Below are 26,430 nucleotides of genomic sequence, written 5' to 3' on the forward strand. Positions count from 1 at the left end.
ACGGGTAGGAGCAGCATATGAGCCAAAATACGCTGAAAGTTAACGAGTTGCATGAAGATGCTGATTTTGATGAAAACAGTACGGAAACTGAAATTTTCGACGAAAAAGCATCAGTAGAAGATGAACCTACTGAAAGCGAGTTAGCAGAAGATGAGCTGTTGGCGCAAGGTGTTACCCAGCGAGTGCTGGATGCAACGCAGCTCTATCTTGGTGAGATTGGTTATTCACCGTTATTGACCGCAGAAGAAGAGGTTTATTTTGCCCGGCGTGCATTGCGCGGAGATGTGCCTTCACGCCGGCGTATGATCGAAAGTAACTTGCGGTTGGTGGTGAAGATCGCCCGCCGTTACAGTAATCGCGGTTTAGCGCTGCTGGATTTGATTGAAGAGGGTAACCTTGGCTTAATCCGTGCAGTGGAAAAATTTGACCCTGAACGCGGTTTCCGTTTCTCCACTTATGCCACTTGGTGGATACGCCAGACGATTGAACGGGCAATAATGAACCAAACCCGTACTATCCGTTTGCCTATTCATATCGTTAAAGAATTAAACGTTTATTTGCGTACAGCGCGAGAGCTTTCCCATAAGTTGGATCATGAACCGAGTGCGGAAGAGATTGCTGAGCAACTCGACAGACCGGTCGACGATGTGAGCCGTATGTTACGCCTTAATGAACGTATCACTTCTGTTGATACACCTTTAGGCGGCGACTCAGAGAAAGCCTTATTAGATATTCTGTCTGACGAAAATGAAAACGGCCCAGAAGATACGACGCAAGACGACGATATGAAGCAAAGTATCGTTAAATGGCTGTTTGAATTGAATGCAAAACAGCGCGAAGTTTTGGCCCGTCGTTTTGGTCTGTTAGGGTATGAAGCTGCAACATTAGAAGATGTTGGTCGTGAGATTGGTTTAACACGTGAACGTGTGCGCCAGATTCAAGTTGAAGGTTTACGTCGTTTGCGGGAAATTCTGCAAGCACAGGGCCTGAGCATCGAAGCATTGTTCCGCGAATAAGCGCAGTTGAGAAAACATAAAAACGGTGAACTGATGTTCACCGTTTTTTTATGGCTAAAATTAATAGCTGGCGGGGTTACACCATATTTTTCAGGCGATAAATCCATTCAAGGGCCTGACGTGGCGATAGTGAATCCGGGTCCAGGGCTTCTAATGCTTCGACGGCGGGTGGGACTTCTTCATTTAGCAGTGTGAGTTGCGAGCCATCAATCTTGCTTGCTGCTGCATTATTCGACAATGATTCCAATTCTTTCAGTTTTTGCCGCGCGCGTTTAATTACATCTCGTGGCACACCGGCCAAGGCTGCAACGGCTAAACCATAACTTTTACTCGCCGCGCCATCTTGCACACTGTGCATAAAGGCGATGGTTTCACCATGTTCCAGTGCATCAAGATGAACATTGACCACGCCTTCCATTTTTTCCGGTAGGGTCGTCAGCTCAAAATAATGAGTCGCGAATAGGGTCATGGCTTTGATCCGGCTAGCCAGATTTTCCGCACAAGCCCAAGCCAGTGACAAACCATCATAGGTTGATGTACCGCGGCCAATTTCATCCATCAACACCAAACTTTGCTCGGTAGCGTTATGTAGAATATTGGCTGTTTCTGTCATTTCGACCATGAAGGTAGAACGGCCAGATGCTAAGTCATCAGCGGCGCCGACGCGGGTGAAGATACGATCAACCGGCCCAATGGTGGCTTGATCCGCCGGAACGTAACTCCCCATATGCGCCAGCAACACGATCAACGCCGTTTGGCGCATATAAGTACTTTTACCGCCCATATTGGGGCCGGTAATGATCAACATGCGCCGCTGCGGTGACAAGGTTAGCGGGTTAGAAATGAAAGGTTCGCTGAGTACCTGTTCCACCACTGGATGGCGGCCCCCGATAATCTTGATCCCCGGTTTGTCACTCAAAACAGGGCAGTTATAGTTGAGTGTTTCCGCTCTTTCAGCCAGATTTGCGAGCACATCCAGTTCAGCCAGCGCATTGGCGCTGATTTGTAATTCGGGTAGATGTGGCAGCAGCAGATCGAAAATCTCTTCGTACAAACCTTTTTCAATCGCCAGAGCTTTGCCTTTAGAGGTCAGAACTTTGTCTTCATACTCTTTCAGCTCAGGAATGATGTAGCGCTCGGCATTCTTCAGGGTTTGTCTGCGAACATAATGGATTGGCACCAGATGGCTTTGGCCCCGACTGACCTGAATGAAGTAGCCATGAACGCCATTAAAACCTACTTTTAGTGTATCCAGACCCAGTTTTTCGCGCTCACGGATTTCCAACCGGTCCAAATAATCGGTCGCACCATCAGCCAACGCCCGCCATTCGTCTAATTCTGCATTGTATCCCGGCGCAATAACGCCACCATCACGCACTAATACTGGCGGTGCTTCAACAATCGCGCGTTCCAACAAGTTTTGTAATTCATCAAATTGACCGACTTGTGACAGCAAATTTTGTATATGGGGAACATCCAGCGGTTGTAATAGACGATGAATTTCAGGTAGTTGCTGGAATGCATGGCGCATTCTTGCCAAATCTCTCGGACGTGCGGTTCGCAGTGCCAGGCGAGCCAAAATACGTTCTAAATCACCAACCTGACGCAACGGCGTTTGCAGTTCAGCGGTAATATCTTGCAAGCCGCCAATGGCTTGTTGGCGATCGGTCAACACCTTAGTGTCACGGATTGGCATATGCAGCCAGCGTTTCAGCATGCGGCTACCCATGGCAGTCACACTGCAATCAAGAATAGCGGCTAGTGTATTTTCCGTTCCGCCGGATAAATTCTGGGTCAGTTCGAGATTGCGGCGGGTCGCAGCATCCATAACAATGCCATCTTGCTGGCGTTCCATGGTCAAACCACGGATATGAGGCAGGGAAGTGCGCTGGGTATCTTTGACATATTGCAGCAGACAGCCCGCAGCTCGTAGTGCTTGATGGGATTGCTCAACCCCAAAACCAATTAAATCGCGGGTACCAAATTGCAGATTAAGCTGCTGTTTGGCTGTTTCCAGCTCAAACTCCCATAATGGGCGGCGGCGTAAGCCATGTCGATTTTCTATCAATGACATGGGCTCGAAATTTTCTGGATAAAGTAACTCTGCGGGATTGGTGCGTTGTAACTCGGCAGCCATAGTCTCAAGGTCTGCGGGTTCCGCAACTCTAAAGCGGCCTGAACTGATATCCAGTGTTGCATAACCAAACCCGCGCGCATCCTGCCAGATAGCTGCCAGCAAATTATCTTGCCGTTCTTGCAGCAAGGCTTCATCACTCACGGTACCGGGGGTAACAATACGCACCACTTTGCGCTCAACTGGCCCTTTGCTGGTGGCCGGATCGCCGATTTGCTCGCAGATAGCGGCTGATTCACCCAATTGAACCAGTTTTGCCAGATAGTTCTCTATTGAATGATAGGGAACACCGGCCATAGGAATAGGTTCACCGGCGGAAGAGCCCCGTCTCGTCAGTGAGATATCCAATAACTGTGACGCGCGTTTGGCATCACTGTAGAACAGTTCATAAAAATCACCCATCCGATAAAACAGCAAGATGTCAGGATGTTGGGCCTTGAGCCGATGATACTGCTGCATCATTGGGGTATGGGAATCTAGCTTATCAGTATTATTCATGCGGTTATGTTTTCTAGTTAAGTCCTTTTTCCAGCCGATATACTAGCCCAGCGGCCCGGAAACTGACATAGCTAAAAACTCGAGACGACTCGCAAACAAAGCAGATTAGCCTCTGAACTCGGGGCTATGCATTGATCTGTCAGCTTATTGGGTGGAGACTACCTGAATGCAGGATTTTGGGGGAACAGCGCGTGAGCTGTATCTCGCAGGTGGTTGGCCTGAGATAGGTCATTTTGATATTGGGTAATCATGATAAGGCTTTGATAAACATTCGGATCATTATGCAATTGGATGTATTGCTCAGCCCATACGCGGAATAGAGTCAGTAACGCGGGAGCAGGATTTTGGTTAAATTGCAGTAACAGATTGATGTGCCGAATGTATTGATACCTTTCCCACTGTATATAGGGATTTATCCGCTTATCTAATGGCTGCATATCAACCACTCCACTCCACTCCACTCCACTCCTTTCACTCAGTATCCGGCCAGTTTTTGAACCTGTAACCATAAAGAACAGGGTGCATAATGCGGATAACACAATAATGCCTTGTAGCCAGCGCCGCCACTGAGGCGGGGGAGAGGCTATAGGTACCAACATATTTTCTGGTACCCAAACATAGTGGCCATGAGCAGCAAAACAATAAGCTTAACTTTTCGTGTAGGAAAAGTGGTTTTTATCGACGCAAGAAATAATAATTTCATTATTTTCAATATGTTGTTGTTTTATGCGCTGTGTTGGCGATTAGAGGGTTAACTAATTATTTGGCGTATTGAGTAATAAACACTCAATAAGAGTAGTTTCATTTATTTTTCAGTCGGATGAGCAATAAACCAGCGTAGTGAGTTCATTACTTTGGTTTCTGACATTCTGGCTCTATTCTCATCAACTAACTTCATTAATACCAACCTTGCCGTATAAATATCCAGCTGTGCTTTATCGGCAAGTTCTCTTGTTTTTGGCCAATTGATAACTGGGGGAGGTGATTCAGTAAACTGTTCCTTTAGAACATTACATTTTTCTTCCAATATACCCATGACTTCTTCTTTACGTTGATCCTTAGGTTTCATTGATTAATTCCTCATGCAATTTATTTTATTAAGAATATCTTTTTTTTAACTTCTTATATTCTCACTATCGGGTTTGTATTTCATACATATCAGTAGGACGTTTCCTACAAATTAAAAGACTATTCATACAGACATTAGTGTTCTCTCTTATTTATTTTATATTGTTTTTGAAATTCTTATTTTAACTTTAAAAATGGGTTGGCAGAAATTTAACAATCACACCCAAACAATGAGTCGGATAACTATTTTATTCAATTAAAACGGTTAGTTAAATATCTTTCTTTATATCTAAAGACATGACGGGGTGTTTGGTTAAATTATTCATTTATTTCAATGGCTTGCAATTAATAATATATAAAAAAACCTCGCTTTACTTTGAAGATTACAAAGTAAAGGCAAGGTTTAAATGTATTGTTATTAAGCTTTTTCTGCTTTTTACATTAAAGTTACAAGGATTTAATGTCGATTATAATTTGACTTATGGAATAAGCAATCATTAATTTTGAAAAAGTGACTTTTAGCGATCTAATGTGTCGATTTGCTCATTTTTGTAGTAGTATATGTCGATAGTGCAATGTTTTTCGATCAAAGTTATCGATATTATTGTTTTAAATTAGTTAATTAAGATAAACACTCTGAATTTTGAACTATTGAATTAAATAACTATCAACTTGAGCGCTATATTTGTATTATCTGCGTCGAACAAAAAGGGCTTTATCGTTATTTAAATATTTTATTAAGATGTAGGCGTTCTTCAATGTCTGCATTGTGACTTTATAGCTCTAAGCAGTTCGTGGTTTATCTTCTTGTATTTTTACAACAAGAAACTACATGAAAATTTATGTTTAAAACAACTTCGATGCGGTATTTACCTTGATTTTATTAAGGTAAATCAGCGGGCAAAACTTTCAATTTTGTATAAAGGAATTATGTAATGAAAATGAATAAAACGATTTTGGCTGCAGCTTTGGTATTGGGTTTTGCTTCTGTGGCTAACGCTGCTGACCAAGGTCAAGGTACTGTAACTTTCAATGGTTCTATCATTGATGCACCTTGCTCAATCGCTGCAGGTTCAGATGCACAGACTGTTGAAATGGGCCAAATCTCTAACGTGGCACTGCAGAATGGCGGCAAGTCATCTGCACATGATTTCAAAATCAAATTGGAAAACTGTGATACCACCACTCTGAAAACTGTAACCACCACTTTCGGCGGTGCAGAATCAGCAGCAGTAGCTGGCCTGTTGGGTATCACTGGTGTAGCTGAAGGCGCTGGTATCGCAATCGTTGATGGTACTGGTTCTGTTATCAAACTGGGTACTGCGACTGAACAGCAGACTCTGGTTGCTGGTAACAACACCCTGGCATTCTCTGCTTACCTGCAGGGCAGCACTGTAGCTGACGCTATCAAACCAGGCAGCTTCTCAAGCGTAGCTGACTTCACGCTGGCTTACCAATAAGCATCATTTTCTAATTCGACATGCGGATTTTTCCGCATGTCTTTTCTCTTGAAAAAGATACGTGCTGGATGAGTTAGGTGATTTATGTCCAAGTCATTTTTTTTGATAGTGCCTCCTTCCTTACTGATGGCGTCATTGCTGAGTCTTCCGGTAATGGCTGATCCCATAAAAACAGATTGGGGCCGCGTGAGTATGGAAGGAAGTATTACTGATACTGCTTGTGCTATAGATCCCGGAAGTTTGGAACAGACCATTGATATGGCGATTCTGCCTATCGGCCAGTTGGTTCAGAACGGCGTTGGAGATGACCATCCCTTTGCCATCCGTTTGCTAGATTGCACGATAGTTCACGCCGACCCTGACAAGTCGAACCGGCAGCATTTTGCCGTGACATTTGACGGTGCTGCGGACGGTAATAATTTTGCGGTTTACGGAGAAGCTGAAGGAGTAGCAATGCAAATTATTGATGATAAAGGCATTGCTTCAACTCCAGGGATAGCATCACCGGAAATAAATATCATCCCTGCTGATCTGAAACTCAATTATGCCCTGCGGTTAGTGGGCAATGGCAAGATGCTGCGTGCTGGAACTTATCATTCTAGCGTTCGTTTCAAATTGGATTATTACTGATTTCAATGAGTAAGGTGACATATCCCATGGTATCCGCTCGTTCCATTACCTCCGGTATTGCCTGTCGTGATTTATTGCGAATTCTGATTGCTGTTGCATTAAGTGGCAATGCGTATGGTGTGTTTGCTAGTGATGATATTCAGTTTAATACAGATGTGCTGGATACCAAGGATCGCGCTAACTTTGACCTGAGCCAGTTCTCCCAACGCGGTTATATCATGCCCGGGAGTTATAACTTATTGGTTAGTATGAATAAGCAGGAACTCAGTGAACAGCCGATTGTATTCTATGTTTCTGAGAATGATCCCAAAAAAAGTGAGGCGTGTTTATCACCTCAGTTAATTGAATTACTGGCATTGAAAGAAGATAGCTTCAAAAAGCTAACCTGGTCGCGTGATGGTGAATGTCTGGAGATCAGCAGCTTGCCCGGCTTGACTGTGGAGGGCGATTTGGCCACTTCATCGCTGCACCTGAGTGTGCCGCAAGCTTGGTTGGAATACAGCGAACCGAATTGGGATCCGCCGTCTCGTTGGGAAGACGGTCTTCCCGGCGTGCTATTTGACTACAACCTGTTAGGCCAGTTGAACCGCCAGCAAAAGAGCAATACCAGCAATAATACATTGAGCGGGAACGGAACCACCGGCGCTAACTTAGGTGCCTGGCGCCTGCGTGCAGATTGGCAGTCGCGTATCGATCAGAATTCTGATGCAGAGTCTAATCACCAATGGGATTGGAGCCGTTATTACGCTTATCGCGCCATTCCGAATTTGGGTGCGAAGTTGACACTGGGCGAAGACTTTTTGAACTCCGCCATTTTTGATAGCTTCCGCTTCAACGGCGCTAGCTTGGCGACGGATGACAATATGTTACCGCCGAATTTGCGTGGCTATGCACCTGAGATTACCGGTGTTGCCCGAACCAATGCGCGGGTCATCGTGAGTCAACAAGGGCGTGTGTTGAGTGAAACACTGGTCGCAGCCGGTCCTTTCCGCATCCAGAACTTGAACAGTTTTGTTTCTGGGACGCTGGATGTACGAGTCGAAGAGCTTGATGGACAAGTTCAACGATTTCAGGTGAATACCGCCAGTATTCCTTACCTGACCCGCCCTGGGATGGTGCGCTACCGAGTGGCTGCGGGTAAGCCTTCGAGTATCGGGCATCGGTCTGAAGGGCCGGTATTTGGTACCGGGGAATTCTCTTGGGGGATCAATAGCGGCTGGTCATTGTTTGGTGGTGGGATCAGTGGCGAAAACGAATATCAAGCGGCATCCATGGGGATTGGCCGTGACTTGATGGAATTTGGTGCAGTGTCGGTTGATATGACCCAATCTTGGGCCACTTTACCCGAGAAAGGCACTTTGAGTGGTGGCTCTTATCGAGTCAACTATTCGAAAAACTTTCAGGAAACAGGCAGTCAGGTGACCTTTGCTGGCTATCGCTTCTCTGAACGTAATTTTATGACTATGACGGAATATCTCGACACACGTTATCGCGGTAATAGTGTGGGCGGCAATAAAGAGATGTACACCATCAGCTTCAACCAGCAATTTCAGGATCTGGGGCTGAGCGCGTATTTGAACTATAGCCATCAAACATATTGGGATCGCTCGGCGAATGACCGCTATAACCTGTCACTCTCCCGCTATTTTGATATTGGCAAAGTGAAAAACGTCAGTATGACATTCTCGGCTTTCCGGAACCGTTATAACGAAAGCAATGATGATGGGGTGTATCTGTCCTTGTCTATGCCGATTGGTAACAGTGCAACAATCAGTTATAGCGCGTCTGTCAATGGCCGTGAAAACAGCCAGCGAGTGGGGTATTCCGATCGCATAGATGCTCATAACAACTACCAGATCAATACCGGCGTAGCACGTAGCGGCGCGTTGGTCAGTGGTAACTATAACCACATCGGTAATAGCATGGATATTAACGCCAATGCCAGTTATCAGGAAGGCCAATATTCTTCCGTTGGTGTCGGTGTTCAGGGCGGGGCCACTATCACGGCTGAAGGCGGGGCACTACATCGGGTGAATACTCTTGGTGGAACCCGATTATTACTTGATACCCAAGGGGTATCTGGTGTTCCGGTTCAGGGATATGGCTCGTCAATACGCACCAACCGGTTTGGTAAAGCCGTGGTCGGTGATGTGAACAGTTATTACCGCAACCGGGCCAGTATAGATATTGATAACCTGGCGGATAATGTTGAGGCCAGAGGAACCGTAGCACAAGTCACACTGACTGAAGGTGCTATTGGTTATCGCCGCTTTAATGTGATTTCCGGCGAAAAAACGATGGCCATGATACGCATGGCAGATGGTACATCACCGCCATTTGGGGCCACCGTATTAAATAAAAATCAGCAAGAGACCGGCATTGTTAACGACGACGGTTCCACTTATCTCAGTGGGATAAAAGCCGGTGAAACTATGTTAGTAAACTGGAATGGGAAGGCGCAATGCAGCATCACCTTACCGAAGGCACTTTCTCCGGCAATACTGGCGAATCTACTGCTGCCTTGCCAGCCGATAGCGGCGGGGAATGAGCCCCCGGCATCAGAGTAGAAAGCTTTGGTAATGAACCTGCGGATAACCGCGGGTTCTAATAAGAGAAAATATTCGGTGCCACCAGGTTCTGACAAAATTAATTCGAAGGAAAAAGTAATGAAATTGAATAACAAACTGCGTATCACCACGATTTTGGTGACAGCACTTATGACTCAGCAAGCAACAGCAGCGATTGCACTGGATAGAACTCGGGCCATTCTTAATGGCGGCGAGAAATCCATCAGCTTGAATATCAGCAACCAGAATAAGGAACTACCTTATCTGGCGCAGGGTTGGATTGAAGATGAGCAGGGTAACAAGATCAATTCACCGTTGACGGTGGTTCCACCGGTTCAGCGTGTAGAACCCGGTGCGATGAGTCAGTTAAAAATACAGACATTGCCGGCAGTGAGTCAGTTACCGCAAGACCGGGAAACCGTGTTCTATTTTAACTTGCGTGAAATTCCACCGCGCTCGGACAAGCCCAATACTTTGCAAATTGCTTTGCAAACGCGCATCAAACTTTTCTACCGCCCAGTGGGCATCGTGCCCCAAAAGGCCGACATGTCGACACCTTGGCAGGAGAAGTTACAGCTGACTCGTCAGGGCGATAGTTATCAGGTTAATAACCCGACACCGTATTACATCACATTGGTCGATGCCAGTGAGAGCAAAACCGGGAAAACAGCAGCGGGCTTCAAGCCACTTATGATTGCACCAAAAGCGCAGGGTATGTTGGATGTCAGTGCCGCCGCATTGGGTAGTAAACCAGTGCTGACTTATGTCAATGATTTCGGTGGCCGACCAAAACTGGTATTTGGTTGCACGGGTAGCACGTGTTCTGTGGTTGAAAGCATCAAGTAACAGCGTATTTCTGGGCGCTGCATAAGAAGACAGGGCGGATGTCAGGCTGAACAATGAATAAGGAATATGGGATGACTGTTGTTTTTAGGGGAATAGTTACCCGGCTGACTCCGATGGCCATGATGTCCATCATTAAGATGACAGCCATTGCAGGGGCGGCGACCGCAGTGATGACATTATTGTTAAGCAGCTCTGCATGGGCGCTAACTAAGACGGCAACGGTCACGGTTGAAGTCACTATTTTTGCTGCACCGCCTTGTGTGATTAACAACAATAATACGATTAACGTCGATTTCAGCGATACCGTCCTGACATCAAATATTGATGGTGTCAACTATATGCAGCCGGTGGGCTATACGTTGAACTGTACTGCGGCAGCATCTAATGCGCTGAAAATAAGTATCAAGGGGAATGGTGCGACTTTTGATACTAGTCTCTTGAAAACCAGCAATTCAGGTTTGGGGATCAAATTGATACGTGATGGGCTGCCACTGGCACTTAATGCGACATCCAGTTTCACCTATCCAAATGTTCCAGTATTACAGGCGGTACCGGTCAAACAAACAAATGCAACGTTGAGCACGGGATACTTTTCCGGCACAGCAACCCTGGTTGTGGAGTATCAATAATGAAAATGAATTCATTTATTTCGCGCTGTTCTGTTGCGACGGTACTGGTTCTTGGTAGTACGTTGGCCCATGCAGACAACATGCTGTTCTCGGGCACATTAATTAATCCTCCGCCTTGTGTGATTAACAATACTGGCACTATTACTGTTGATTTTGGCGATGATATTCTGACATCGCGAGTTGACGGTACTCAGTATATGAAACCCGTGACTTATACATTGAACTGCACTGGGGCTGTTTCCAATGCACTGAAAATGACTATCAAGGGTAATGGCGCAAATTTTGAACCCAGTGTTTTGAGCACCAATAATTCAGCTCTGGGGATTAAACTGCTGCGCAATGATCAAGCATTGGCACTGAATACGGCGTTCACGTTTTCCTATCCGACGGTTCCTGTGCTGAAAGCAGTACCGGTCAAGCAATCCGGTGCGACGCTGAGTACCGGTGTTTTTTACGGTACCGCGACCATGGTTGTGGAGTATCAGTAATGAAAAATGTCTCACGAGTATTGCGTTGTTCCATTGCAGTAGTACTGACACTGGGTAGCACATTAGCGTATGCGGAAGACATGCTGTTCACCGGCACACTAATCAATCCCGCCCCTTGTGTGATTAATGGGGGGAAAATTATTGATGTACCTTTTGGGGAAAATCTGGGTGTGAACAAGATTGATGGCATCAATTATACCCAGACAGTGCCTTACAGCATTACTTGTGAAACGGTTAGTAGCAGTTTGGATTTGGGTCTAACAATTGTGAGTGCATCTGTTGCCACATTTGACCCAGCAGCAATACAAACTGATGTTAGGGACTTGGGTATCCGTATTCTGAAAAATGGTGTTTCTTTTCCGCTGAATACCCGTGTTGCTTATGACAAAAATAACCCGCCGGTACTGAAAGCCGTTCCTATTAAGGCCACGGGCGCAACATTAAGTGAAGGCAGTTTTGAGGCTACCGCCACGTTATTAGTGGATTATCAATAGGATCAAATGATGACTAATTTAAATCTGCTGATGCGTCGTGGGCGAACCATTTTAAGTATTCTGATTCTGAATATTTTTTGGGCTATACCGGCATCGGCTGCTGACAATATGCGTTTTCATGGTGCATTAGTTGCCGAACCTTGCACGATTCGTCCTGGCGATGAAGCCATTAGTTTGAATTTTGGTACGGTAGTCGACAAATATCTATATTCGAATCAGCGTACTTTGGGAAAACAATTTCAAATACACTTGGTTGATTGTGACATTAGTCTGGGTACAACCGCCAATATTAAGTTTACCGGTAATGATAACCTTAAATTACCCGGATTATTGTCTGTCGACGGTAATGATGTCGGAATAGCCATTGGTCTTGAAACATTGGCAGGGAAAGCTTTGCCCCTTAATCAGTCAAGTGATGATATTGCGCTTGATACAGGTAACAACATTATTACCTTGAAAGCTTATGTTCAGGGTGAGCCAGATGCAATAACTCAACGCACGATTAAACGCGGTGAGTTCAGTGCCGTTGCAACATTTAATCTGCAATATTATTAATGGGTTCCCCCACTAATTTTATTTCAATAAGAATATTTCAATGCTGAAATTTATTATCAACAGCTTAAATGCCGATATGCGGATAGAGACAATGGAACTTAAACGAATGACACAGCCTAATATACGCTTAAGTAGTCAATATTTCTGGCTAATTGCTTGCGTGCTGTTTTTATTTCCACTTTATAGCCAGGCCAGTGCCTGGGTGTCGACCCAAACGCGGGTAGGGCAACAATACCAAGGGACATATTCTTGGCCGAGCGAAGAAATGCAGGGGGTACTTTGTACTGCTGCATCTTGCTCTGTGGCGATATGTCACTACTCGACGGCGACCAATGCTGAGATATGTGGTAACCCGCAGAACGCATTGACGCGAGTTGTTGTTTCTCAGGGGGCGACTGCAGAGGTTATGAGAGCGGCTTTTGTTGCTAAAAATGGGGTGTCGGGAAGCTGGGCTACAAATACAACTCTTCCGTTATATGCCGCCGGTAGCTGCTTTGGTGTGATGTATTGGCAAGGGGCTGAGGGTAATAACCTTACCGGCCGAGTCATTCCCGGCTCTTATTGTGGCGCGGTCCCGCCGACTCCAGAAACCTGTGAAATTACCGGTGATGTCTATATCAATTATGGTTCACTTAATCAGCAAAATGTTGATGGTGCAATAAAAAGTGAGCCATTAAACATCAGATGTACGGTCACAACATCGTTGAAATTAACTCTGGTGGGAAGTAAAAGTATTAATCTTGGGCAAAATGGCAAGCTGACATCAACATTAAAAATGTCAGGGCAAGACTTGTCCAATGTCAATGGTGTCACAGTAACCGCTGGTGTTGGGCAGACGCCTTTCCCGATTGAATCAACACTGCATTCGGTAGGATTACCTGATTCGGGTACGTTTAGTGGTAGTGGAGTGGTTATTATGTCATACCTCTAAATACAGATTTATATGTACTCACTGGCTGAGTACATGATTAATATAAATATAAAATAGCGCTTTAAATTCGCTATTTTTATATTTGTATTTCGGGTCGTTTTACTGTTGTTTTATTATGGCAGTGGGCGCCCGTGGCATTTATTTGTGTTTTTTTTGAAATTAAATAAATGTTATATTTTGGTTGTAATGCATTGCGTTAATATAGTATAAATTCACTGCGTTAGATTAATGAGGTGTTAGCAATAAACCTGAAATTAAAAACGCATACTTCAATGGGCTATTAAATAATAGGCTATAAATTTTTATTTTCCTTTAAGGATCTTTCTCATGAAAAAAATGAACATGGCTGAAGCAAATACAATCGTTGGCGGTACTGGCGTAACTTGTAAAGATACTTATGAGTGGCTGTCAGGTAGCACTACTTTGACTTGCCAGGCTGTTACTACTTGTACTGACAAGCACGGTAAAGTGACTAGCCGTACAGCTACAGCTACCAACATTGCTAACTGTAAATAAGATATAAATTAAGTATTCGTTAATTTTTATCGATATTTAATAGTATCCCAGGCAAGTGCGGGAGGGATTTCTGTACTTGCCTGATTTATTTCTTCAAATGTATCACCGATGCTTAAATTCAAGAATTTTCGCATTAACTGAGTGTTAGAAAGACTATTTCGTGGGCATAAATGTTATTTAATTCTGTTTATGTCTTACCTGAACTCTGATTGTGAATAGAACTGAATCTATGTCTACTGAAAAAAATATGTTTAGGAGTAAGGGATTTTTTATAGGCTATACACTGTTAGTTATCCTTATTTCTTCATTGATAACAACGGCCTATTTCCACTATTTCGTTCTTAATCAGGATGAACAGGAAACCCTATTCGCTGTCAGCAGCAGTGAAGTTGAAAACAGCCCAATCAAAGACGATAAAACTATTATCGAGATCTTCTCTTATGGCTGCCATTACTGCGCCATCAATGAAGAGAATGTGACCCAATTAGAAAACCGCATGCCAGAAGGGACGCGTTTTGTCCGCCTACATATCAGCAGCGATAAAACCACCGGCTTGGGGCGTTTTGCACCTATTTTCGCGACCTTATCGGTCATGGGCATTGAACCGCAACATCGCCAAAGTGCTTACAAAGCGGTGCTTGAAGACAACATCGACCTGAGTGATAACAGCCAGCTCGAAACTTGGTTAAAAGCCAATGACATTGACGTTGCCAAATATCAGCAAGTCAGCCAGTCAGCTGAAGTGAAAGAATTGTTAGCCTATATGACGGCAGTGACCGCGCATTACAAAATTGATGCCACCCCGACCTTTATTGTCGGTAAAAAATGGATAGCGCTACAGGATCGTCAATTCCCGGAGTTTTCGGATCATCTCTTGTCATTACTCGAGCACGATAAGGCGCTGGAGAAATAATGAGACTGTTAGCCGTATGGAGCTATTTCGCCTGGAGAAACCAGCTCGACAAACTGGCGTTTAGTGGGCGTTTACTCGCCCGCTGGCAGGCAAAAATAGCTATCTGGTTGTTGCGGCACGGTGATTATCGCTTCTTACTGATGCTCGGCGCTTTGCGCCGGGCTTTAGGTTTGGTTTCACGGCATCAGAAAAATCTGGCACGGGTGGCGGCGGCGAATAGCCAGTGTTTATTAGACAGTCACAATCGCCCATCGGCACAGAATTTTATTCGTACCGCACAGCGCCGTCAGGTGTTGGAGTTGGCCGCAACTTATGGTCAAAATCGGCGGATTTTAGCGCAGTTAGCGGCCTGTACTGAGCAGCTAGATATCCAGGTGAGTGCGCTACATGAGGCTGGTTCGCCGGTTATTCTCGCGCCTCTGCACATGGTTTCTGATGTGCTTGCGGGTATGGTGGGCGCGGGGACTTATCCGGGGCAGGCCACTGTGGTGGTTTCAGCCAGTGCTGAAGCTTATGAAGAGCAGGCGCGGCAAATGGGCGGAGTGAATATTTCCTATTGTTCTATCCATGCTGACAGCCGTGCAATCGCCGGTAACTTGATGGATGCCATCATGGAAGCTGCCGAGCATAAGCGGAATATTATGATTTTTCCGGATATTACGCCGGATTACACCGTCAATAACCAGCCAGCAGAAACGGCAAAAATGTCCTGCCAGCTGTTTAACCGCCCTGCTAATTTGCACAGCGGCATTATTCGCCTTGCCAGAGCACTGTCAGCGCAGGTGGTTTTTTATTATCTGTATTACGACAAAGAAATAAAAATTCACATTTATCCTGCGCTTAGTGCGCGGGAGATAAAAAGTAAATTACCTGAATTGATTGAAACATCAATGACGCAGCATCCGCAAGATTGGCTGTTATGGCACTCACATTCATTATTTTTTATTAATGAATAATGTCACTTACAAAGAATAGTAGAAAATGGAAAAGATAATCCCAACGTTAGTTTTTCAAAGCGAAACCAATGAGTGTGGTTTGGCCTGTATTGCGATGCTAGCACAAACGCAAGGCATCAACGCACCGCTGGAAAGCTTACGGGAGCGCTATCCTGCCTCTGCACACGGCACGTCATTGGCTACGCTTTGTACTATTTTATCTGAGTTGGCCATACCGGCTTATCCGGTGGTGTTTGAACATCAGGAATTGTCGGCTTTACCGCTGCCGGCTATTTTGCACTATGGTGCAAACCATTATGTCTTGCTCGCCTACCGTAAAGGCAATTATGTCTGTGTCATGAACCCGGCTATCGGGCAGCAATTATTGCCGATGGATGCGTTAAAAGCAGAAATCAGCGGCTACGCGCTGGTGCTTGATCCAGAAACACCTGCGGACCCTGAAGCGGCTAAGAAGATTGAACACAGCAAGCGGCTCAGTGCGCTCGACTGCATGAGTTTGAAAGAAACTGCCAGCGTTCGGGGTATTTACTGGCTGATGACGCTGGCATTTTTGATCTCCCTGACACTGTTTATTATGCCGACCATGGTCAGCAGCGCCATTAATGACGTGTTTTCTTCTGCGGGCGATAAAGATTTTCCTTATTTCTATTTCCTCTTGGCTTTTGTGGTGTCCACTTCACTCGCTTTTTGCGTGCGATACATCACCGAGCGATATATCAAACACTTTGTGGTGCTTAACAGTGTTGCCGGTTTCTCCCGCTTACTAAGCCACTCGCTTAACTTCTTTGATAAGCGAGCGCCGGGTGACATCTTCAGCCGATTCTCGAACTGGCAGATGGCCGCAACCCAAAAAATAGAGCTGGATAACGGCCTGCGTACCGACTGGATAATCGGTGCCATCGCGCTGGCAGTGATGTGCTATATGAGCCCACTGTTGGCGATGGTGTCTGCTATCGGCGTTATGTTGATGGGGCTTATCAGTATTTGGGCCATCTATCGTGACCGCTATTACACTCAGCAGTTACAGGTGAAAAGTGCTGAGCAAAGTGATTTTATTCTGGAAACCATTCAAGGTTTTTCCACCATTAAATCCGCCGGTTTATCCAGCCAACGCCAAGGGATGTTTGCGGGCCTTGCGCTGTCATTGTTCACGGCGTTACAGAAAAAGAAAATCTACGATCAGGTTAAAAATAGCCTGTATCAGCTGATTGGCAGTCTGGAAATGGTGTTCTTTATGCTGCTGGCTTTGCCATTGTTGAAGCAGGGGACACTGAGCTTGGGCGAATTCTTTGCCTACAGTTTCGTGCGCGAGATTTTCACCTCGTACATCACCAAGATTTTCTATGCCATTTTGCAAAAAAACCAGTTGCACGTCATTGATATCCGCGCGCGTGACCTGTTCCCTGCCGGGCAGTCAACGCCGTCGGAGAAAAGTTCAGTTATCCCAGCAGCACCGCCAACATTTGCGCATAAGCTGGTTTATCAGAATATCCGTTTTGCCTACGACGCCAACCAGCCGGTATTGCGCGATTTGTCGTTGTCACTGACACGCGGACAAAGTGTGGCGATCATCGGTGAGTCCGGTGCCGGGAAAAGTACCTTGCTGAAAGTGATGGCGGGATTGATGCCGCCACAACAAGGGCAGGTATTGGTCGATGGCGAAGTTGTCGATTTCCAACAGGCCCATGCGCTGTTTTTCCTACAAAGTCAGGAAGACATCCTGTTTAATGCCTCGGTGTTACAAAACATCACTTTGTTTGATGGGAATCTGGACACCGATAAACTTCAACGCATCGAGCGCTCACTGCAAGGGTTACAATTAACTTCAGTTATCAATAAGTTGCCCGGCGGCCTCAGTGCGCTGGTGCGAGAAAGTCACTCCGCACTCTCTTTAGGACAACGCCAGCGGTTGTTACTGGCCCGTGCCATGTACAGCGATTGCCCGGTTTTGGTGTTGGATGAACCTACCGCCAATCTGGACGAAGACACCGCCCAGCAGGTGATGCAGGCTTTGTTGGCCCATTGCCGTGAATATCAGAAAACATTGATAACGGTGACCCACAGTGAAAGTGTCTTGCCGCTGTTTGATAAGGTTGTCCGCTTGGATGACGGCCAGTTGGCGCATTTTACTCAGCCTGCGACATCAAGTCGCTTTACCCCAGCGGCGGTTAACTGATGCGTATCAATATGATGAACAAGAAACTGCGTTTAGCGCTGATATTCGTGTTGCTGCTGGTTGCCGGCGGGATTGGGATTGCGCTGTCATTATCGGACAATCAGCAGGATGCCCCGCAGCTCACTGAAACCATTGGGCGCGGTGATATTGAAAAGTACGTCATGGCGACCGGCAGTTTAAAACCGTCATTACAGGTCAATGTGGGCGCGCAGGTTAACGGGCAGTTAACCAAACTTTATGTCAAACAGGGCGACCGCGTGACCCGTGGCCAGCTGTTGGCAGAGATTGACCCGACCTTGCAACAGAATGAATTGCGTAAATCAGAAGCCGAATTACAAAGTGCGCAGGCGCAAAAACAGGTGGCTCAAGCTCTATTACGCCAATATCAGTTGGAGTTCCGCCGTCAGCAAACATTGGTCTCGGAAAACGCGGGCGTGAAAAGTGCGCTGGAGAAAGCGCAGGCGCAATACGAAAGTCAGGTAGCGCAAGTCCGTGTTAACGAAGCATTGATTGAGCAAAATCAGGTCGCGCGGGAAACTGCAAAAGCTAATTTAGCCTTTACTCGCATCATGGCACCGATTGACGGCGAAGTGTTGGGCATCGTCACCAAAGAGGGGCAAACCATCGTTTCCTCACAGACAGCCCCGACCATTCTGGTGTTGGCGAATGTCGATACCATGACGGTCAACACCCGCATTTCAGAAACCGACATTCTTAAAGTCAGTGTTGGGCAGCCATTGTGGTTCTATGTGGTGGCTGACCCCGAGCGCCGCTATGAAAGCCAGATGGGGGCTATCCAGGCGGCCTCTACCGACAGTTTGCGCGAAGACAGCACCGTGCCACAGACAAACCAGCAACCTTCAGCGGTTTATTACAATGGCATATTCAATATCGCCAACAGTGAGCGGTTATTACGCACCTCAATGACTGCGCAAGTATTCATCATTACCGCACAGGCAAAAAATGTGCTGCGGGTGCCGCTGGCGGCTCTTGGTGAGCAACAGTCGGATAAACGCTATCGCGTTGTTGTGAGTCAAAATGGCGGCAGTAAAGGCCAGAAAACCACGGTGCGTTGGGTGTTGCTCGGCTTGCGTAATGACCAATATGCCGAAGTAAAAGAGGGGCTGGAACCGGGTGAACAGGTCGTGCTGACGGGGATGCCGTCGGGAGCTAACAATGCACATTAATGCTGTTCATACCGCTGATGCTAACCGCAACCCATTGATTCAACTCAAGGGGATTTATCGTCATTTTACGTCCGGCACAGAGTCGGTGGCGGTGCTTAAGGATATTTCGCTGTCAATTCACAGTGGCGAAATGGTGGCGATTATTGGGGCTTCCGGCTCGGGTAAATCGACGTTGATGAATATCATCGGCTGTCTGGATAAACCGACGCAGGGCGAGATGTCAATCCACGACATTCCGACGCGGCAGGCCAGCAGTGAACAGTTGGCGCAATTACGCAGCCAATACATTGGTTTTATTTTTCAGCGCTATCATCTGATGCCGTATCTCACGGCAATGGAGAATGTGGTGATCCCGGCACTTTATACCGCGATGACCACCGCCGAACGTCAGGAGCGCGCAGCTTATTTGTTACGCCGTCTGGGGCTGGGCCAGCATTTGTTGCACAAACCGGCACAGTTGTCGGGCGGGCAACAGCAGCGGGTGAGTATTGCCCGCGCGCTGATGAATGGTGCCGGGATTATTCTGGCCGATGAGCCGACCGGCGCACTCGACAGCGCCAGCGGGCAGGAGCTGATGGGCATTTTGCACGGCCTACACCAGTCTGGCCACACCATTATTATCGTGACTCATGACCGCAATATCGCCAATCAGGCGCAGCGTATCATCGAGATTAGTGACGGTGAAATCATTGCAGATCGCAATAATGAGGCTATCGGCACAACCGCTATTCACGCCGCGTTACCTAACCCGGTTGCCACGGGCCGCCCACACTGGTGGTTGAGTGTGAGAGAAGCTATCAAGATGGCGTGGCGCGCCCTACTGGGTCACCGAATTCGCGCCTTTTTATCCATGCTGGGCATCATTATCGGCATTTCGTCGGTGGTTTCTTCCATGGCGGTCGGGGAAGGTGCTCGTCAGGAAATCCTGAGTGAAATCAGCCAACTGGGTGTCAGTAACATGGAAATTCGCCCAGGACTTGGCTGGGATAAGCCGCGCCCTGATTTTGAGCGCGCCCTCAGTGTGGCGGATGTCGATTTACTCAGCCGCCAGCCCTATGTCGAGAACCTGTCGCCAGTGGTCAGTAAAACGGTGACGGCGATTCATGGGGACAAACAAGTGATGATTTTGCTCTCCGGGGTCGGCCAGGGTTTCTTCAAGGCGAGCGGGCTGAATATTATGACCGGCGATAGCCTTAGACAACAGCATGTTAATGCCCGCGAGCCGGTGGTTATTTTGCAACCCGAGCTTAGCGATACCCTGTTTGCTGCCGGGCAAAATCCTATTGGCGAAATTGTCCAACTGGACGGCATCCCCTTGCGGGTGATTGGTGTTGCTAAGCGCGCCGGTTCGTCCTATGGCGGATTATTGACGGCCTGGATGCCCTATACCTCTCTCTCTGAGCGTATTTCGGGTGATATTCCGCTGGAATCTATAGCTGTGCAGATTGGTGAAAACTACAGCTTGAATGAAGTGCAGCGCGATATCGAAAAGGTGCTGGACAGGGCGCATGGTCAGCGGGACTTTTTCATTCTGAGCAATGACCAGATGAACCGAGCGATTCAGAAAACCTCTGATTCGATGACGCTGCTGATCACCTCCATCGCCGCGATTTCACTGCTGGTGGGTGGGGTGGGCGTGATGAATATCATGTTGGTGTCGGTGACTGAGCGCACCCATGAAATCGGTATCCGCCTGTCGGTAGGTGCCCGCCCGAGTGACATCATGACCCAGTTCCTGATTGAGGCGGTGGTTATCTGCACCCTCGGTGGCTTGATTGGTATTGTTGGCTCCGCGTTGGCGGGGGTGGTTTTCTCGTGGGTTACCCAAGAATTCACCATGATTTTCACCTGGCCGCCGTTAGTGATGGCGTGCAGTTTCTCTGCACTTATCGGGTTAGGTTTTGGCTTTTTCCCAGCGCGCAATGCCGCTCGTTTGCACCCCACAGAGGCATTGGCACGAGAATGAAAAGATTAATTAACGCCATGTTATTTAAAAGCTTAGTGCTAATGACCAGCTTGGTGCTAGCGGGCTGCGGTGCATTACTGAAAAGTGACTATCAGCGCCCGATGGTGTCAATCCCCGACGAATGGCGGATTAAAGACAGTGGCGGCAATTACCTGCATCACAGTGTGCACTGGTGGGAAAATTTCGACGACCCACAATTGTCAGAAAGCATCAGCCGCATGTTGGTCAGTAATAATGACTTGACCACTGCGGGCTTGAAGTTACAGCAAGCGCGTTTGACGGCTGGGCTGACCAATACCAATATGACCCCGAATGTCACCTTGACTGGAGGGGGGAGTAACACCCGATCTCTGAATGAGAATACCGAGCCGCGTGAAAACTATAACACCTCGTTTGGGTTGAGTTACGAGCTGGATTTGTGGGGCAAACTGGCCCGCGCTCGTGAGCAATCCGCCTGGTTGGTCAATGCCACTGAACAGGATCGGCAGGTCACTGCCCTGTTATTGATTGGAACCACGGCCGATCTTTATTGGCAGATTGCGAAATTTAACCAGCAGTTAGGTTACCAACAGACGGCGCTGGCTATCTCGCAAGACACTCTCAAAATTGTGAGCGCGCGACTGAAGGCGGGGGATGCCAGTGAAATCGAGCTGTTGCAGGCGCAGCAAGCTTTGCTGGACAGGCAAAATCAGTATCAAAATATCGAGCAGCAGCGCGAAGTTGCGCGTAACGCCATGGCGTTGCTGTTTAACCGCGCCCCTAATTATCGTCAGGCGGAGCGCCAGTCATTGGATTTACAGCAACAGGTGCCGATTGCCGCCAGTTTACCGCTAGAAGTTATTGCCCAGCGGCCTGATGTACAGGCTGCCGAGTGGCGTTTGCGCGCCGCTTTAGCGGGATCGGATGTGGCTAAGCTGAATTTCTACCCGACACTTTCGCTGGGGGCTGCATTGGACGCCGGTAACTCGGTGTTTTCGCAATGGTTTAGTAACCCGAGCCGGACACTCAGTGTCAACAGTGCGCTGCCTTTCTTGCAGTGGAATACGGTGCAGCTCACCATCGACCAGTCAAAGCTGGATGTGAAATTAGCCGCTGTCGATTTCCGCACCAAAGTCTACAGCGCACTGAAAGATGTCGACGACGCCATGATAGGGCGGTTGAGTTATCAGCAACAAAAACAGAATCAGTGGCAGAACCTGCAACTCAGCCAGCGTCGGCTTAGCCTGACGAACAGCCAATATCAAGCAGGTGCCGTTTCATTTCAGACCTTACTGGATGCGCAGGATGCCCTGCTGACCAGTGAAACCAGTTTGCTCGAACTTCAATATAACTATCTGAATGCCACCATGAAATTGTGGTTAGCATTAGGTGGCGGTGTTGATAACAGCAGGGACAGTAAAGGAATTAAATCATGACAAATACAGTTAAACAGCGCCGGGTTGTTGTCACCGGTTACGGCTCGGTAACGCCTCTGGGAATGACCGCGCAGCAAAGCTGGGCCGCCATTATGGATAACAAATTAGGTTATCGCTATTACGATAAATCCGAGCAGGGCATTAAATCGCGCTTTTTTGGCCTGTTGGATGCGGAACCCAATTTGAAGTCAGTTCCAGCGGCAATACGCCGCCGCCTGCCGCGCTATGCCCGGTTGGCATTGGCCGCTGCTCGCGAAGCGATGGAGATGGCGTTCGCTGAAAAATCTGTCGCAGATTATTATGATTTGCTCGATTGCGGCACCATTATCGGCAGCGGCTGGGCTGGGCAGGATGAAACCCACGATAACTATGAAGGCTATCTGGAAACCGGGCTGGGCACGCCGTTCGGCTGTTTCTTGTCGATGCCGAATGCCGGTACCGCCGCCTGTAGTTTGTACTGGGGGTTGCGCGGCTATCAGAATTCCCCGATTGCTGCCTGTGCGACCGGCACCATTGCGATCGGCGATGCATTTGAAATCATCCGTAGCGGGCGAGCATCAATGATGTTGGCGGGAGCGGGTGAATCTCTACGCAGTGATGCAGCAGTGTGGAATATCGATATTTTAGGTGCATTGGCGCGCGAGCAAGAAGATGCCAGCAAAGCCAGCTGCCCATTCAGTTTGGACCGAAACGGCTTTGTATTATCCGAAGGCGCGGCGGTATTGTGTCTGGAAGAGCGGGAAGGGGCGATTGCTCGTGGTGCCAACATTCTCGGCGAAATTAAAGGTTACGGTAACTATTCCGATGCCTTTGATTTCACTGCACCGGCGGAAGACAGGGTTGCTCGGGTGAAAACTATTCAGCATGCCTTGCAGCAAGCGGGTTTGAGCGCCGACGAGATTGATTACGTGAACTTGCACGGCACCTCGACTCAGCTTAATGACCTGAATGAAACCCAATCCATTAAACAGGCCTTTGGCGCTGCGGCTTATACTACGCCACTGTCCAGCACCAAATCCTATTCCGGCCATTTGATTGCGGCGGCGGGCAGCTTTGAATCTATTATTTGTCTGCAAGCGTTGGCGCATCAGATAATGCCCGCGACTTGTAATCTGAAAAATGCTGACCCGCAATGTGACCTTGATTACATCAGCGAAGGGCATCGGCCAAAAGCTTTGCGCAACACGCTAAACCTGAGTTTCGGCTTTGGTGGCGCGAATGCTGCATTGGTTATCGGGTTGGATTAAGCATGACTGTTAACACGACGTTTAACTCGATTTTTAACTACAACTATAACTATAACCTCAGTGATGCGGAGCGTTGGGCGGAGTTTTCCGGCGATTACAACCCGATCCATTTTGATCTGCAACATGCACAGCATTTGGGGCAGGAACAACTGACTGTCCACGGGATGCGCGCCATGCTGGATATCAAGTATCAGCTCAGCACGGCGTTATTGCCGGTATTGCCGCCAGTGGAGTTTCTACGTTTTAACGCCCGCTTACGTCAACCGGTACAGTGCCATATGCCGTATCAGCTGCAAGTCAGTCAAACGCCAGAGCAGGTGAGTGGCAATCTGATTGATATTAGCAGCGGTGAGAATTGCTTTAACGGCAAGCTGCGCAGTGCGCCCGCACTGGTACAAACTGACAACGAACAGTGGGCATCTTTGTCTGCGGACGAGGTTTTCCAGTCAAGCCAGCAATTCCTGGGTGACGCATCACAACCGGCTGAATGCTGGGGATTTTTTGATGCCCTGCTATTTAAATTGTTGGTTGCTGCGCCGCAAACACTGGCCACCGCCAAACAGGTATTACCGGGGATTGAGGCGGAAACTTTGATTGATGTTTTCAAGTATGTGCCGGTTATCCAAACTCACCATGATGTGCATTTCAGTGCAGATTTACTGCGCATCAATAACCCGAATTTATTTGTCCGCAGTGCATTGCACTACGCCATCGAGCCGACACTGATTGTCGGCAACCCGACTGATGGCTGGGTATTGCGCGCGGCTATTGCGGCCCGTTCCGACTTAGGGCCATTAATTACCACAGCTGTAACATTGAAAACGTGGCCGTTAGCCGCGCATTAAAAAAGGATAAGATCATGGAAAAGTATCAACACGTTTATGACACTGTATGTGAAATGTTGTGTGACGCCAAAGACTTAGAGATGTCTGCATTATCACCTGAAATGCCACTGCATCAGTTAAAACTCGACAGTCTGGATTATGTCGAATTGATGGTGCTGGCAAAGCGCGAATTCGGCGCGACGCTGAATGCTGAAATGTTTATGGAAAATCCGGACATGACTTTAGGAGAGCTTTGCCAGAAGTTGGCCGAGCAAAAGAAATAATATTATGAGCAAGCAATGGGTGTTAATTACCGGCGGCAGCCGCGGTATTGGTCGCGCTTTGGTCGAAGAACTGGCTAAAGAGTGGAATGTGGTGTTTACCTGGCGCAATGGTGAGCAACAGAGCCGCGATGTTATCGACAGCTGTGAAGGGTTGCCCGGTAAGGTGACCAGCTATCGCTGTGATGGCAGCAATGAAGCGGATGTCGATGCACTTGCGCCGCAATTGTTAGAGAAGTATGGCCCACCCGGCGCGGTAATTCATAATGCCGGTATTACCGGTGACAGCTTACATATTCAGCAGAATGGTGATAACTGGCGCAATGTGCTGGATACCAATCTGAATGCGGTTTTCTACTGGAATAAGCATGTTTTGCCAGCAATGATGATGCAGGGCGAAGGTGCCGTGTTGCTGATGTCCTCAGTGACCGCGATAAAAGGCAATATCGGCCAGAGCGCTTATGGTGCCAGTAAAGCGGCGATGATTGGCCTTGGCCGCTCACTGGCGCTTGAGATGGGCCGCTTTAATATTCGAGTTAACTGCCTATTGCCGGGGGTGATCGACAGCGATATGACGCGCGACATGCCTGCCGATGCCTTAAAAGGGTTGCGTAAACAAATACCTTTACGGCGTTTGGGAAGTGCGCAGGAAGTTGCTCGTGTCAGTGCTTTTATGGTCGGTAATGATAGCCGCTATATGACTGGCCAGACCTTGGTGTTGGATGGTGGGTTAACGGCGTGATGAAAGTTGCCATGGATGGCAATGTCATCAAAGTCATAGGCTATTGCCAGCCCATATGCGCTGGCAATCAAAAGTCGCTACTCGGATATATTCCATTTATGCGCTAATGTGGATTTTGTCTCACCTGCCAGCCACTGATTGACTTCTTTCAATAATGGCTGATTATCTTTCGCCATCATATACACTTTGTAGCTGCCGGTGCCGGGTAATATTTCCGGTGTTGCGACACAAAATACGCCAGGCTCTTTGCTCTGGTAATAATCCCCTTCGATTAAGTCAGTAAACATAATATCCGCACTTTGATCTCGGACTCCCTGCAAATTAGCCACGTTATCTTGGGTTCGGATGATTTGGGCTTGCTTGATATTGGCATCGACAAACGATTGATTGGTACCTCCTGGATTGACAATAACTTTTACCGCTTCGCGATCAATCGCCGCCAATGTGGGGAATTTTTTGGATTGCTGGCAATTAGCTAAGGCAATTTTGCCGTTCTTCACCACCGGGCTGGATAATGAGAATTGCGCTGCGCGGCCGGGTGTTTCTGTGACGCCACCCATCGCGATATCAAACTTGTCTGCCGCTAAATCTTCAGAAAGTGTTGGCCAACTGCTTGGTACAAAATTGACTTTAAGCTTCAGACTTTCACCCAGAGATTTTGCCATATCAATATCGTAACCAATCAATTCCCCCTGTTTATTATGAAAGGCCAAAGGGGCGTAGTCACCGGGAACACCAATCCGTAATTCCCCACTTTGTTTTATTTCTTGCCAATTTTTCGCTAAAAGCGATTGGCTGCTAATTAATGCTACGACCATAATTCCCAGAGGTAATTTCTTCATTTTATTCCTGCTTTTTTATAAAATTCAAAATGAGAATAACGTGATGTCT

General features: G+C 47.4%; 24 protein-coding genes and 1 pseudogene. 21 read left to right on the forward strand and 4 right to left on the reverse strand.

The annotated features are described in order from the left end of the window. Positions 1-17: 17 nt before the first annotated feature. Positions 18-1,016, forward strand: coding sequence for an RNA polymerase sigma factor RpoS (gene rpoS, locus OP863_RS04045; RefSeq protein ID WP_038635964.1), 999 nt, complete (start codon positions 18-20; stop codon positions 1,014-1,016). 76 nt (positions 1,017-1,092) lie between these two features. Here the strand turns inward: rpoS and mutS are convergent, their stop codons facing one another. The 3 genes and pseudogenes from mutS to OP863_RS04060 form a co-directional block, all read right to left on the reverse strand. Beyond that, positions 1,093-3,648 carry a DNA mismatch repair protein MutS gene (mutS, locus tag OP863_RS04050; RefSeq protein WP_265525915.1) on the reverse strand — a complete coding sequence of 852 codons (2,556 nt, stop codon included), beginning with the start codon at positions 3,646-3,648 and terminating at the stop codon, positions 1,093-1,095. A 158-nt stretch (positions 3,649-3,806) separates the two neighbouring features. Then, positions 3,807-4,259, reverse strand: a pseudogene (locus tag OP863_RS04055) (hypothetical protein); the annotation flags it as partial. 194 nt (positions 4,260-4,453) lie between these two features. Continuing rightward, on the reverse strand, positions 4,454-4,717 hold the full coding sequence (locus OP863_RS04060; protein ID WP_145509429.1) for a faeA-like family protein: 264 nt from the start codon (positions 4,715-4,717) through the stop codon (positions 4,454-4,456). A gap of 934 nt (positions 4,718-5,651) precedes the next feature. Here OP863_RS04060 and OP863_RS04065 point away from each other — a divergent pair. The 20 genes from OP863_RS04065 to OP863_RS04160 all read left to right on the forward strand — a co-directional run bounded on the left by OP863_RS04065 (position 5,652) and on the right by OP863_RS04160 (position 25,539). After that, complete coding sequence (locus OP863_RS04065; protein WP_145589415.1) at positions 5,652-6,176, forward strand: fimbrial protein; 525 nt, start codon at positions 5,652-5,654, stop codon at positions 6,174-6,176. A gap of 126 nt (positions 6,177-6,302) precedes the next feature. Then, positions 6,303-6,806, forward strand: coding sequence for a fimbrial protein (locus tag OP863_RS04070; RefSeq protein ID WP_186368246.1), 504 nt, complete (start codon positions 6,303-6,305; stop codon positions 6,804-6,806). A gap of 26 nt (positions 6,807-6,832) precedes the next feature. Further along, on the forward strand, positions 6,833-9,373 hold the full coding sequence (locus OP863_RS04075; RefSeq protein WP_186368242.1) for an outer membrane usher protein: 2,541 nt from the start codon (positions 6,833-6,835) through the stop codon (positions 9,371-9,373). 99 nt (positions 9,374-9,472) lie between these two features. Beyond that, positions 9,473-10,219: a fimbria/pilus periplasmic chaperone gene (locus OP863_RS04080; RefSeq protein ID WP_186368243.1), complete on the forward strand. Its 747-nt coding sequence runs from the start codon at positions 9,473-9,475 to the stop codon at positions 10,217-10,219. 71 nt (positions 10,220-10,290) lie between these two features. Then, a complete protein-coding gene (locus OP863_RS04085; protein ID WP_145589418.1) occupies positions 10,291-10,848 on the forward strand; it encodes a fimbrial protein in 558 nt (185 codons plus the stop codon). Next, on the forward strand, positions 10,848-11,336 hold the full coding sequence (locus OP863_RS04090; protein ID WP_145589419.1) for a fimbrial protein: 489 nt from the start codon (positions 10,848-10,850) through the stop codon (positions 11,334-11,336). Before OP863_RS04085 ends, OP863_RS04090 begins: the two co-directional genes overlap by 1 nt. After that, the gene (locus tag OP863_RS04095) at positions 11,336-11,830 is read left to right on the forward strand and encodes a fimbrial protein (protein ID WP_145589420.1); all 495 of its coding nucleotides are present in this window, start codon (positions 11,336-11,338) and stop codon (positions 11,828-11,830) included. The genes OP863_RS04090 and OP863_RS04095 overlap by 1 nt, the downstream gene beginning before the upstream one ends. Positions 11,831-11,839: 9 nt before the next feature. Continuing rightward, positions 11,840-12,385 (forward strand): fimbrial protein, encoded by a 546-nt coding sequence (locus OP863_RS04100; RefSeq protein WP_145589435.1) that lies wholly within the window; start codon positions 11,840-11,842, stop codon positions 12,383-12,385. A 106-nt stretch (positions 12,386-12,491) separates the two neighbouring features. Next, a complete protein-coding gene (locus OP863_RS04105) occupies positions 12,492-13,316 on the forward strand; it encodes an exotoxin (protein WP_373918592.1) in 825 nt (274 codons plus the stop codon). A 327-nt stretch (positions 13,317-13,643) separates the two neighbouring features. Then, positions 13,644-13,832 (forward strand): DUF4762 family protein, encoded by a 189-nt coding sequence (locus OP863_RS04110; RefSeq protein WP_145512882.1) that lies wholly within the window; start codon positions 13,644-13,646, stop codon positions 13,830-13,832. A gap of 229 nt (positions 13,833-14,061) precedes the next feature. Then, positions 14,062-14,745 carry a DsbA family protein gene (locus OP863_RS04115; RefSeq protein WP_186368244.1) on the forward strand — a complete coding sequence of 228 codons (684 nt, stop codon included), beginning with the start codon at positions 14,062-14,064 and terminating at the stop codon, positions 14,743-14,745. Continuing rightward, positions 14,745-15,701, forward strand: coding sequence for an ABC transporter (locus tag OP863_RS04120; protein WP_265525916.1), 957 nt, complete (start codon positions 14,745-14,747; stop codon positions 15,699-15,701). The genes OP863_RS04115 and OP863_RS04120 overlap by 1 nt, the downstream gene beginning before the upstream one ends. Before the next feature lie 25 nt (positions 15,702-15,726). Further along, positions 15,727-17,877, forward strand: coding sequence for a peptidase domain-containing ABC transporter (locus OP863_RS04125; RefSeq protein ID WP_145589423.1), 2,151 nt, complete (start codon positions 15,727-15,729; stop codon positions 17,875-17,877). Next, entirely contained in the window at positions 17,877-19,064 is a 1,188-nt protein-coding gene (locus OP863_RS04130; protein ID WP_145591164.1) for an efflux RND transporter periplasmic adaptor subunit, read from the forward strand. Before OP863_RS04125 ends, OP863_RS04130 begins: the two co-directional genes overlap by 1 nt. Next, positions 19,054-21,030, forward strand: a complete 1,977-nt coding sequence (locus OP863_RS04135) for an ABC transporter permease (RefSeq protein ID WP_265525917.1) — start codon at positions 19,054-19,056, stop codon at positions 21,028-21,030. Before OP863_RS04130 ends, OP863_RS04135 begins: the two co-directional genes overlap by 11 nt. Beyond that, positions 21,027-22,445 (forward strand): efflux transporter outer membrane subunit, encoded by a 1,419-nt coding sequence (locus OP863_RS04140; protein WP_265525918.1) that lies wholly within the window; start codon positions 21,027-21,029, stop codon positions 22,443-22,445. The genes OP863_RS04135 and OP863_RS04140 overlap by 4 nt, the downstream gene beginning before the upstream one ends. Then, positions 22,442-23,692, forward strand: a complete 1,251-nt coding sequence (locus tag OP863_RS04145; protein WP_145589426.1) for a beta-ketoacyl-[acyl-carrier-protein] synthase family protein — start codon at positions 22,442-22,444, stop codon at positions 23,690-23,692. The genes OP863_RS04140 and OP863_RS04145 overlap by 4 nt, the downstream gene beginning before the upstream one ends. Positions 23,693-23,694: 2 nt before the next feature. Beyond that, entirely contained in the window at positions 23,695-24,537 is an 843-nt protein-coding gene (locus tag OP863_RS04150) for a MaoC family dehydratase (protein ID WP_145589427.1), read from the forward strand. A gap of 14 nt (positions 24,538-24,551) precedes the next feature. Continuing rightward, on the forward strand, positions 24,552-24,800 hold the full coding sequence (locus OP863_RS04155; RefSeq protein WP_038635910.1) for an acyl carrier protein: 249 nt from the start codon (positions 24,552-24,554) through the stop codon (positions 24,798-24,800). A gap of 4 nt (positions 24,801-24,804) precedes the next feature. Continuing rightward, the gene (locus OP863_RS04160; protein WP_038635906.1) at positions 24,805-25,539 is read left to right on the forward strand and encodes an SDR family NAD(P)-dependent oxidoreductase; all 735 of its coding nucleotides are present in this window, start codon (positions 24,805-24,807) and stop codon (positions 25,537-25,539) included. A 77-nt stretch (positions 25,540-25,616) separates the two neighbouring features. On the opposite strand, the gene OP863_RS04165 is transcribed toward OP863_RS04160, so the two are convergent. Further along, positions 25,617-26,381: a transporter substrate-binding domain-containing protein gene (locus tag OP863_RS04165; protein WP_265525919.1), complete on the reverse strand. Its 765-nt coding sequence runs from the start codon at positions 26,379-26,381 to the stop codon at positions 25,617-25,619. Positions 26,382-26,430: the final 49 nt, after the last annotated feature.

Origin of the sequence: Yersinia sp. SCPM-O-B-9106 (C-191) (genome assembly GCF_026183365.1) — a bacterium.
In the GTDB taxonomy this organism is placed as follows: domain Bacteria; phylum Pseudomonadota; class Gammaproteobacteria; order Enterobacterales; family Enterobacteriaceae; genus Yersinia; species Yersinia rochesterensis.